The 10,882-nt window shown below is 59.0% G+C and carries 4 protein-coding genes and 2 pseudogenes; 1 reads left to right on the top strand and 5 read right to left on the bottom strand.

All coding sequences use genetic code 11. From position 1 onward, the window contains the following. Positions 1–151: 151 nt before the first annotated feature. From J7U39_RS28925 to J7U39_RS28915, 3 genes and pseudogenes are all read right to left on the bottom strand, one after another. A pseudogene (locus tag J7U39_RS28925) lies at positions 152–1,636 on the bottom strand (IS66 family transposase); the annotation flags it as partial. Positions 1,637–1,699: 63 nt separating this feature from the next. Further along, positions 1,700–2,047, bottom strand: coding sequence for an IS66 family insertion sequence element accessory protein TnpB (gene tnpB, locus J7U39_RS28920; RefSeq protein WP_164050677.1), 348 nt, complete (start codon positions 2,045–2,047; stop codon positions 1,700–1,702). Further along, entirely contained in the window at positions 2,044–2,412 is a 369-nt protein-coding gene (locus tag J7U39_RS28915; RefSeq protein ID WP_105746072.1) for a transposase, read from the bottom strand. The genes tnpB and J7U39_RS28915 overlap by 4 nt, the downstream gene beginning before the upstream one ends. 286 nt (positions 2,413–2,698) lie before the next feature. Here J7U39_RS28915 and J7U39_RS28910 point away from each other — a divergent pair, with 286 nt between their 5' ends. Then, the gene (locus J7U39_RS28910; protein ID WP_210633134.1) at positions 2,699–6,877 is read left to right on the top strand and encodes an NACHT domain-containing protein; all 4,179 of its coding nucleotides are present in this window, start codon (positions 2,699–2,701) and stop codon (positions 6,875–6,877) included. A 563-nt stretch (positions 6,878–7,440) separates the two neighbouring features. On the opposite strand, the pseudogene J7U39_RS28905 reads toward J7U39_RS28910, so the two are convergent. Together J7U39_RS28905 and J7U39_RS28900 are read right to left on the bottom strand one after the other, a co-directional pair. Continuing rightward, a pseudogene (locus J7U39_RS28905) lies at positions 7,441–7,598 on the bottom strand (short-chain dehydrogenase/reductase); the annotation flags it as partial. Between the two features lie 165 nt (positions 7,599–7,763). Further along, complete coding sequence (locus J7U39_RS28900) at positions 7,764–10,880, bottom strand: efflux RND transporter permease subunit (RefSeq protein ID WP_210633133.1); 3,117 nt, start codon at positions 10,878–10,880, stop codon at positions 7,764–7,766. Positions 10,881–10,882 lie beyond the last annotated feature (2 nt).

Genomic DNA, 10,882 nt, shown 5'->3' with positions numbered 1-10,882 from the left:
ACGCCCTCTGAGCATGAGAACTATGCCGAGTGTCAACCAACGGCGACCCGCCGAACCGGCCGGGAACGCACGGTGTAGCGTCCTCATCAAAAGAGGCGTTCGGCATAGTTCGACGGTCGGCATAAACGGCATTATGCCGCGCGCGGCATAAGGCCGTCTCGATGATCGTCATGGCGCGTGCCAAGGTCTCCGCTCCCGTATCGGCTCCCGCGAAGAGCCAGTTCCGTCTTCCCACGCCTATCGGACGTAGTGCCCGCTCGGCGGCATTGTTGTCGATCGCGACGCGGCCGTCTTCGAGGAACAGACAGAGCGAAGACCATCGGCTCAATCCGTAGCGGAAAGCTGTCGCCAGATCGCTTTTGCCCGGAATGCGCGTGAGTTGAGCTTCAGCCCAGTGGCGGAATGCATCGACCTTAGGCTTGCTCTGCTTTTGACGCGCAGCAAGACGGATCTCAGCAGGCTGCCCGTTGATGCCACGCTCGATGTCGTAAAGCGCTCCGATGCGATCGAGAGCCTCTCGCGCAATCTCCGACTTGTTTGATGTCCAGATGTCGTGGAAGTCTCGTCGCCAATGAGCCCAGCAGGCGGCTTCCTTGAAGCGAGATCCTCCCTTTTCTCCAAGCGAGTATAGCTTGCCATATCCTTTGTAGCCGTCAGCCTGAAGGATGCAGCTTGATTGCTTGAGGTGGCGGTGCACGTGCTCTTCTTTCCAGTCAGGAGCAAAATAGTAGACTGCACCGGGCGGGGAAGTCCCCACCCATGGACGTTGATCGCGGACATACGTCCAGATCCTGCCCTTCTTCACACCCTTGCCCAACCCCTTGTCTCGCAGCGAGCGATCCAGCACTCGGATCGGGGTGTCGTCGGCATGAAGGAGGTCACTTGCCATAATCGCCGTTTCGATCCGCTCGATGAGAGGCTGAAGCACCTGCATGGCGCGACCACACCAATCAACCATCGTGCTGTCGGGAATGTCGGCGCCCATGCGGGCGAAGTTCTCGTTCAGCCGGTACAGTGGCAAATGGTCGTCAAACTTCGAGACCAGAATATAAGCAAGAAGGCCGGCGCCCGCCATGCTGCCCGGTATCGGGCGGCTGGGTGCTGCCACCTGTACCATTTTCTCGCAGCAGCGGCAGGACTTCTTCAGTCGAGCAACCTCGATGACTTTCATCTGCGCGGCGATCATGTCGAGGATTTCGCTGACGTCCTCACCGACAAGACGCAATTCACCTCCGCATTCCGGGCAGCAGGAGCCAGGATCGAGCTCTCGGCGCTCGCGAACCGCCTTGTCCGAGACGCGTGGGCGCCGGCGCATGATCTTTTCAGACGTATCCGCCAAGGGAACAACAGACGCCGCCTCATCAGGTTCATCGATTGGCGCCATACTGCCTTCAGCGGCGGCGATCAACAGATCCTCAAGCGCCAGTTCCAGCTGCTCGATTTCACGCTCAATCTTTTCGGAGGACTTGCCGAAGACCTGTTTCTTCAGCTTGGCAATGCGCAGCCGCAGCGTTTGGATTAACTGGTCATGCGCCTGCAATGTGGCCGACATCTTCGCGTTTTCCGCCTGCAAAGCGGCAATCATTGCCTTGAGAAAGGCTGGATCGTCCGGAAGATTTGTCGTCGCGCTAGACATGATCCTGACTACCACGAGTCAGGATAAATTTCCATAAAAACCAGTGGTTTCAGTGGGATAAAATCACCCGACACGGGCCGGTGGCGCACCCCAATCAGGACGACGCCAATCGATCCCTTCCCACAACATCGCCAGTTGGGCCGACGTCAGCCGGGCAGTCCCGTCGGATGCCGAAGGCCAAGGAAACCGCCCCTTCTGCAAGATCTTGTAATACAGGCAGAAGCCCTGGCCATCAAAATAGAGCAGCTTCAAACGATCGCCACGCTTGCCGCGAAAAGCAAAGACCGCGCCGCCAGTCGGCTTCTGACGCAAAACATTCTGCGCAAGCGCGGCAAGGCCTTCTACTCCCTTGCGCATGTCCGTGATCCCGCACGCAAGATACACCCGAACGCCGGTCCCAGGTCCAATCATGCTGCTTCCACTGCCCGGATAACCTGCGTCAGGGTGCCGGGCGCCACCGAACTCTCGAAGCGAAGTGTGCGGCCGCAGCTCAATCGTAGCTCGATCATCCCGCAGCAGCTCTCCCTGAGTTCAGGGACATCGGTCTGCACGGCATTCATATCGACTGGAATGAACAATGCATTCGCAGATGCCGACAAAAGCCCCTTCTTTTTGAGCTCGCTACGCCAGGCGTATATCTGCTGCCGCGTTAAATCGTGACGATGAGCAACCTCTGTGATCGTGGCTCCAGCAACCCCAACCGACATGACAATCGCAAGCTTGTCTTCTTCGCGCCACCGCCGTCGACGTTCCTGCCCAAGAATTTCAACGCGCATCGCAATCCTCGCCTAAGACACGTCGCTAACGACGTCGTTAAACACGTCTCTTAGGCCATCAGGGCGCTAGGCGGCAGGCGGTGCCAATCGGGCGGTTACTTTCGATTTCACCACGAACCATTATTTCTGGGAAAATGAGGAATCTGTAAACAATCTTCGATGGCTCTTGCAGACCCTCCAAGAGCCTGACGGTATCCATGGACTGCCTGGCCATCACCCGGCGCGCCAGTTCGTCGAACAGCTCGCAAGGCAAGTAGAGCTCAGCGCGTCGGACGTTGCGAGAACGTTGGCGAGGACCACCATTCGAGGTCATAATTCGGAAATCACGCATATCGGCGAGGCGGTGAAGAAAGCACTGTGTGAGTATCCCGGCGTGACTGAGCTATCCCATCGGGTGGTTGACGCGATTGCAGAGGCGGTCATCCAACTTGCCAGGGATGCGTCGGGCAAGACGCTTCGGGGACCAATTACCGACCTGTTCATGCCGGGGTCCGATTTGACGCGGGCTCATAGCGACCAGCTCATCGCCGGGAAGCGAATCCGCAAAGCCGACGTGCTTGCGGTGATCGATCGGTGCAAAACCGCACCCGAAGATGGCGGTCACGCGAAGACGACGCTCGACATTTTCGAGACTCTCCTCGCGGAGAAATCCAAGCGCTCCTTCTCAGAGTCTCTGTTCTCCTACGCCGAGTCGTTGTCTTCCTACAACAGCAGGTCGTATTCTCTTGGCGACTTCGCTTTCGAAGCCGCTGCGAAGATCTACGTTCCCGTTACGGGAAGGCAGCGAGATGGGGGGGCCGGGACCGATATCGAGATTGGAACCGGAGCAACGCTCCTAGCCGATGGTCGAAGCCTCCTTGTCGAGGGGGGCCCCGGCTCCGGCAAGTCTACCATACTTCGGGAGATGGCCCGTTGCGCATGGACGGATCCTGCGCAACTTGGATTGGAGCGCAAACACATCGCCTTCCCGATCAAGATGCGCTTCCTTGCCGAAGCCAAGGGCGTGGCCCTGGAGGACCGCCTGTGGTCGGCCCTCGCAAAGACCGAACCGAGGGAGCTGACCATTGGATCGAGACCGCCGCCGGGCTTTCTTCGGCAGTGGCCGGAAGCAACCGGCGCGCCCTGGCTGTTCCTGATAGACGGCTATGACGAGGTTGGGGCGGAAGTTGCGGCCGAAACGCTGGAATGGATGCTCGACCTGGCGCGAGACGGCAACAAGCTTGTGCTGAGTTCACGCCCGAACGCCCTTCCCATCGCGGCGAGACCAAACTTCAGTACGCTGGAACTGCGCCCTTTCGACGACGCCCAGCAGCGGCGACTGGCGCAGGCCTGGCTCGGCGAGGATTGCGAGGACTTCCTGGAGGCATTTAGGAAGACAACGAGTGCGGAACTGGGCGGAACCCCTTTGTTGGTCACGATCGCGGCCAGCGTTTTTCGAAAAGAAGGGGAGTTGCCGTATCGACGCAGCGAACTCTATCGGCGCTTCGTCGACATCGTCCTCAAGGAAGGACTGAAGCGTGCCGCTGACAACGAGCTGGAAGACGATCTGCGCAACCTAGCAGAGGATCACCTGCCAAGATATCTCGCGATCTTGGCGCGTTCCATGAGTGAGATCCAGGAGCAGGCCACGACAGTTGATTTTGGAAACGATCCGCAGGATTTGATCGAAGGCATGGCAGAGGAGTTGCGACGCGACCTCGGCCTGCCGCCCCTCATGGCCACCCATCGCTCCAAGCAGCTCTTCGAATTTCTCGGAAGGCGCAGTGGCGTACTTCGGACCAACGCCAACGAATTCGAATGGCTTCACCCGACGTTCAGGGAGTATTTTACGGCCCTGTCCTTTGCGAACGAGGTGAACCCCGCAGCGATCAGCGCGTTGTTCAGCCAGGCCGCTGATCCGTCTTGGCGCCAGGTCATCCTTTTCCTGCTTGCCATCAAAAGCAAGGACGGCTCCGTTGATGAATTGGTGGAGGAATTGGCAACGTCCGCCGTGCCCTACGGGGCGGCTCTTGCCGGCGTGGCGGTGGTAGAAGGCGCCGACGTCGACACGCCGGTGTCCGACGCCGTCATCAAGCACATATGCGATGCGATTCGCCAACTGGGGAAGGGTTGGGTCTGTGAACGGCTATTGACGACCCAATCCATGGAGATTGTCCCGCTTCGCGATGCCATTAGTTTATTGAAGGACTATCCGGGCGGCGCCGCTGCGATGGAGGAGTTGACAGGGGATCTCGAACGTCTGGCGGTTAGTTTCGGGAGGGGTGGCGCCAGCGCGACCGAAGACCTGTTCGAACTGCAGGCGGCTGCTCCCCTGGAGCGTCTCGCCGCGGGAGCAGACAACCCGATACCGTTACGACTGGATGCAGCGGCATCGCTTGACAAATTGGGTTATCAGGAAAAAGCAAACGAACTGCGGATGGCCCTGGCAAGATGGGTCTCGAAGGACAATCGTGCCGCTTGGCCCGAGCTCGTGAAAACGATGACAGCCGTGCCGGAGCTTCTGGCACTTTTTGCGTCTGACGAGCATTTCTCAAGTCAAGACTGGTCGGATGTCCTCGATGCCATAGAGGAAGACAAGCGGGAAGAACTGTTCCAGTTCCTGGTTGCAGATCCGCGTCCAACCGATACGGCCAAGTTGGCGATCCGCTTGCGGATTCTGGACTCGGCACCTGCAGGGATGGCGCTCCTGGACCTGGTGAAAGGCGATCCTCCCCTCCTGGACGCCTGCCTCGCGGCAATCAAGCGCAATGGAACGGGTGTCGAGTTGCTCTCCCTAGTGCGCGACGAGACCCTGACAAGAAACATCCGAACCGCATCGCTGCGAATCCTCAGGGACCTGGGGGACGCAGACGGGTTGGTTTCCCTGGTAGCCGACGACACCATCGAGCATGTGTTGCGAAGGCGGGCCGCCGAGGCTGCAAGCGCGGTAGTCCTTGCGCCCGAGCAGGCGGCAACGCTGTTCACCTATTTCGACCGCTTGGAAAATCGCGACAAGCCAACGATCCTACGACGCCGAGCTCAACTTCTTTATCAAGCGGATCGTCCTTCAGAAGCGCTTCCCCTCTTCCAACGCTGGCTGACCGGTCGCAGCCCAACCATCACAATGCGCCTCATGCACGCGCACTGCCTTGAGCTAGTCGGACTGGACGACGAGGCCCTGCAGATGTACGTGGAAGCGGAAAGGCTCATGCCGGGGCTGATCTACGCGAACTGCCGTAGAGCGTTGATCCTGTTCGCGAAGAGCCGGCTGATCGAGGCGGCAGATGTCGTCGACAAGGTCTGGCCCGATCAAGCTCCCGACTGGTTCTTCCCAACAGCGTTCCTGATCCTGAAGGGGGCGTTTCGACCCGACAGTGCCGTACACTGGCTCAGGGATCAGGACTGGGTCGAGCCGCTCGCGATTTTTCATCGCGCCGATTTGTCACTCGACAAGGGCTACACCAATACTGCCATCAAGCAACTCCGCGAACTGACGACCAGGGAACAGGATGAATTGGCGGAGTTTGAAATCGGACAGGTTCTCCGGATGCGGGGTGACCTTGACCAGGCGCTGCAGCAATACGCGAAATTGTCGGAGCGTGGAGATAGTGCAGCGCTGTCAGAGCAAGCGGATGTCTTGATCCGCCTCAGGAGATTTCCAGAGGCAGAAGTTTGCCTGTCTTCACTACGCCGGGATTTCCCGGACGACGTCTTTATTTCATATCTCAACGGTCTCTCGGGCGCCTATCAAGGCGAGTCATCACTTCTGTTCCAGGCGGCCGAAGCCGGCCTGGTCGCCACCGCGGACGCGATGGAATCGGAGATGAACCCGACATCAGTTTCGAACCGACTGCTCTTTGCCCTCGTCAAGAGTGACTTTGCCAGGGCAGGCCGTGCGATGGACAGGCTGATCGGCGAGTGCCAGTACCAGCACCTGAGAGCCTATACGATCCCCTATCTCGAAACGTTGTCTGGCGCCTTGGGCGATGTTCCAGCCCTGCGGTCGCTGCAAAAGTCCGCTATCGACTTTGCCTGGCCAACGGGTTGGGACGCAGATGATCCATCCGTCCTGCGACGCGCGGCGCTGTCCGAGATCAGGCGAAACAGCCACCCATTTCCAATGTACTGCCAGAAACACGCAATCGGCGGGCTCGACGATGACGCAAGACTGGGAGAACGTATCCAGGGCGCCTATGGTCCAGACCCAAGATCGCTTGTCATGTGGACCATCGGCCGGCCCGATCGCCTATACGCCCATGGCAATTTCTTGAAGGATGAGGGGGCGCAATGGAATTTCAAGTTCTGTGACGAGACCCAGACCGTCCTTCGGACGAACTTGGAAGTTCTGGTCAACGGCATGGGGGTAAAGCGCTTCATGTTCGTTCAGGATGATCTGCGAATGCAATTCGAGCTTGCCGCGAAGCGTAGCCGGCTTTCCGTCGAGTGCGTGATTGCAGACCTACGCCTTGGGTGGTTTTTGCCATAAGCGAATGACATCGGAAGGGCCTTCCCGTGGAGGAGTGTCATTTGGCACCTAAACGGGCTCTTCCTCACTTTGTGTGGTTTATTCGCTGTTAGACCCCGTCGCTATCGGCGGCATGCTAACGAAATCGATAAGGTCCCCCTGGCCCCGGGGGCAAGTGTCGCGCTCAATTGGAAACCCCAACAGCAACAGTCATCTCGTCACAATTCTTGAAGGTTCTCGGCCTGCGTTCGTTCAGAGACGGCTAGTTTAGACCACCAGATCAACTAGATTGGTGTTAGCGTTCATACTGCGTTCGTGGCTACCTCCGACGAGAAAGGCGCCTCAGCACGGCACAGGTTGACCTAGGCATTAGTTCATAAAAGCTGACCCGCGAAATCCATGAACTCCAGGTACTTAGCGTATACGCCCAAAGTGCCGCCGGTTCTGATCCTTTCAAGGCGATGGGAGAGACCCCGAAAGCGGCCTTCCATCGGACGACGTTTAACCAGACGAGCGCTGTTATTGGTCGGCAGCGAAATCGGTCGAGACCGAGACGGTGCGCCATTCGGAGAGGATGGACCGCCGAGGGCGACCGAAAACAGGTTGGGGTGTTCCCGAACCGCTCGGTGATCGCCTTTGGATTGCGGGCGGTGGCGACGACGGCGTCGCCTTAAGCAAGAGCGCGTGTGGTGACGAGGGCGCCAAAGCCGCGGGAGGCGCCGGTGATGAACCAGATTTTCATGAGGATGTTCCTTGATGTTCGGCGAGATATGGGAGGGCGTCTGGCCACAGCGATGTCGGGATGGCCACCGGGGTGGGAACACGGCAGGACTTCGGCGAGTTCGATCAGGTTGCCAAACGGATCGCAGAAGAAGGCGAGGCGGCGGCTGATTGCCGTCGCTGAGCTTCACGGCCTTGTCGCTGCCGCCGGATGAACAAACCAGCGCCCAACGCGGGTCGCCATGCCGTCAAGATAAGTCAGGACAACCGGCACAAACACCAGCGTAAGCACCGTCGAGGATATCAATCCACCAATCACCGCATGGGCCATCGGAGCACGCTGCTCGCCGCCTTCGCCCAGGCCCAATGCCATCGGCAACATGCCGAAGATCATCGCAAGCGTGGTCATCACAATCGGCCTCAACCTGACCGCTCCGGCATCGGCGAGACTCTGGCGCAGATCCGTGCCTTCCCGCACTCCCAGATTGGAATAGTCAACGAGAAGGATCGCATTCTTGGTAACTAGCCCCATCAGCATGATGAACCCGATCATCGAGAACATGTTGAGCGTCGATCCCGTGAATAGGAGGCCGAGCAAAACGCCGATCAAGGAGAGGGGCAATGTCATCATGATGGCGATCGGCTGGATGAATGAGCCGAACTGGGAAGCCAGGATGATGTAGATGAAGATGACCGCCAGCACCAGGGACTGAAGCGCATAACCGGTGCTCTCCGCAAGGTTCTCGGCATCTCCGCCGAAGGAGATGCGATAGCCGATAGGAATGTCCATCTTGGCGATGGCGGCATTCAGGTCCGCCGTTACGTCACCTAACGCTCTGCCTTCGATATTACTTGATATACGAACCTCGCGAGACAGATCTTTACGGGTGATTGCATTGGGCGCCGTGCTCTCGACGACATCGGCGACTTGGTCCAGCAGGACGGTTATCGGCTTGCCATCCTCGTCCGTGCGGCCGGTGGAAATTGTGAGATTGCGAAGTTGCGACGCATCTCGTCGGCCGGTCGCCGGCAGGCGCACCATGACGTCGTACGACTCACCGTCGGGCGCGTTCCAGACTGAGATTGCGTCGCCGGCGACGAGCGGCCGAAGCGTGTCGCCGATCGTCGCAATCGACACCCCCAGATCGCTTGCCGCTTCGCGACGCACTCGGACGGCGAGGGTGGGTCGGACATTTTCGATCGACGACTCGATTTCCGTTGCGCCCCGGATGGCAGCGAGCGCCGAGGTGATCTGATCCGAAATTCGTCGCAGTTCCTCGTCGCCATCCCCCAGGATCGAGAGCTGCAGCGGCTTTGATGATCCTCCCACTCCCGCCGACTGACCGACAGAGATCTTAAGGCCAGCGATCCGCGAGAGGCGTTGGCGGATCGGCTCGATGGTTTCCGACGTGGTCAGCGTCCGATCGATGCTGGGCACAAGCTGCACGGCCACCATGGCCTCGTTGAACCCGCGGGCGCCGCCGGAATTGATAGTCGAATACGTCGAAGCGACATAATGGAATTCCCGCAGCGCTCGTTCGACCTGGCCGACCTTGGCGGCCATGTAATCGAGAGATGCGCCTTCGTTGGCTTCGAGCGATATGCTCACTTCACCCTGATCGGCCGGCGGCAGGAATTCGGCTCCGATGCGGGGAACGAGCAGCAGGCTCGCAACGAACATGCCGACGACCATCGCAATTGTTGTTTTCCGATGGTCGAATGTCCAGTGAATGACAGAGCGATATCGGTCCGCAAGGCCGTCGAACCGTCGGTCGAACCGTTCCACCAAACGGCCGAGGAGTCCTCGCTTGGCACCTTTTTGGGATTGAGGATCGTACCAGACACTCGAAAGCATGGGATCAAGCGTGAAGGACACGAAAAGAGAAATCATCACGGCCGCGGCGACAGTCACGCCGAACTGCAGGAAGAAGCGGCCGATCAGTCCCCCCATGAATGCGACAGGCAGGAACACGGCGACGATGCATAGCGTCGTCGCCAATACGGCGAGGCCGATCTCGTTGGTGCCGTCGAGCGCCGCCCTGACATGGCCCTTGCCCATCTGGAGATGGCGAGTGATGTTCTCGCGCACGACGATCGCGTCGTCGATGAGAATACCGATCGACAGCGACAGGGCCATCAGCGTCATTGTATTCAGGGTGAACCCCAGAGCATGGATGACGGCGAATGTGCCGATGACGGAAATCGGGAGCGTAAGCCCGGTGATGACGGTGGATCGCCACGAGTTCAGAAACAAGAACACGATTAGCACGGTTAGGACGCCACCTTCGATCAGCGTCCGCTGTACCTCGGAAACCTGTGCGGCAATCGGGCGGGAGTTGTCCCGGGTGATGGTGAGCTGGACATTCTCTTTTGCGAGTTCTGCATTCAACGCGGAAATTTCATTGCGAAGCGCAGACGCCACCGCGACCGTGTTCGCCCCCTGGACCTTGACGATGTCCAACCCAAGCGACGTGACGCCCTGATAGGTCGCGCGGCTTGTCACTTCCGCGCCTGTATCGAGAACGGTCGCTACATCTGAAAGGTAAACGGGATAGCCGCCGCTTTGGCTGACGATGATGCTGTTGAAGCTCGAGGAATCCGCTATGCGCCCTTCGACCGTCACGATCCGCTGATTGATGCCCGAAATGAGCGTCCCCGCCGCACGATCCTGATTTTCGCGGCGGATCGCGTCCATCACGGAGACGACGCTTACACCATATGCCTCGAGGCGATCAGGATCTACGACCACGAGAACCTGCCGCTCGCTGCCGCCAACGAGCGAAATCTGACCGACGCCCGAAATGACGTTCAGACGGTTGGTGATGACACGGTTGGCAAGCGTCGTGATTTCGGACAACGTTCGGCTGGACGAGGATGCCGCCACGGAGAGAATTGGTTCGTCGTCCGGATTGAAGCGTGTGACATGGGGGGTGTCCACGCCGTCAGGGAAGGTCGCATCAAGCCGTGCAACCCTGTCGCGCACCTCCTGCGCCGCCACCTGTGCATCCACGTCGAGTTCGAACTGAACGACGACGATGGAGCGCCCTTCGTAAGACTCCGACGTTATCGTGTCGATCCCACCAATGGTATTCAGCGACGATTCAATCGGTCGTGAGACCTCGCTCTCCACCGATGCCGGAGATGCACCGGTATAGGTGGTTGCGACCACCACGATCGGCAGGTCGGTTTCCGGATACAAGTCCACGCCGAGACGGCTGTACGAAAACAAGCCGAGCACGAGAACCGTTACCATCATCATGGTGGCGAAGACGGGATGCTTGACGCTGATGCGAGTGAGGAACATCG

It is taken from the genome of Rhizobium sp. NLR16a (genome assembly GCF_017948245.1).
Taxonomy (GTDB): domain Bacteria; phylum Pseudomonadota; class Alphaproteobacteria; order Rhizobiales; family Rhizobiaceae; genus Rhizobium.
This window is presented reverse-complemented; position numbering and strand designations above follow the sequence as displayed.